The following is a 523-nucleotide window of genomic DNA, read 5'->3' on the forward strand; positions in this document are numbered from 1 at the left end:
CGAGCAGCACGAAGGCGGCCGTAGCGGCATCGCCAACGTGCACCTGGATGCCGTCGAGCACGGTGAGGCGCTGGTGTTCATGCACGCGGTGAAGGATGGCCCGGCAAACCGCAGCTTCGGCCTGCAGGTGGCGGCACTGGCCGGCCTGCCGCGCGCCACCGTCGCGCAGGCACGCCGTCGCCTGGCCGAGCTGGAACAGCGCGGTGGTGAAAGCCATGCCGCCGAGCTGGCACCCCAGGCATTGGATGCACCGCAGCAGTTCGGCCTGTTCGCGGCGCCGTCGAACAAGGCACAGGAAGCACTGGCCGCCATCGATCCGGACGAACTGACCCCGAAGCAGGCGCTGGAAGCGTTGTATCGCTTGAAAGCGCTGCTGTAGCCGCAGCGCACGCGCTTGGCCTCCTGCCTCGCAGGAGGCCCATCGAAAGATTTCGCAAATCTGATTCTGCGTTTCAATTGACAGAATCTATCAACCTGAACGAATCATTCGATTATTCATTTCATCTGGCGCTAGCTAAAGTCG

1 protein-coding gene is annotated in these 523 nt (G+C 63.1%); it reads left to right on the plus strand.

Annotated elements, in window-relative coordinates; genetic code table 11:
- Positions 1-379: MutS-related protein (locus tag DAI20_RS20280; protein ID WP_240606156.1), on the plus strand; the 379-nt coding region annotated here is incomplete at its 5' end.
- Positions 380-523 lie beyond the last annotated feature (144 nt).

Source organism: Planctomonas deserti, from assembly GCF_003067705.1.
In the GTDB taxonomy this organism is placed as follows: domain Bacteria; phylum Actinomycetota; class Actinomycetes; order Actinomycetales; family Microbacteriaceae; genus Planctomonas; species Planctomonas deserti.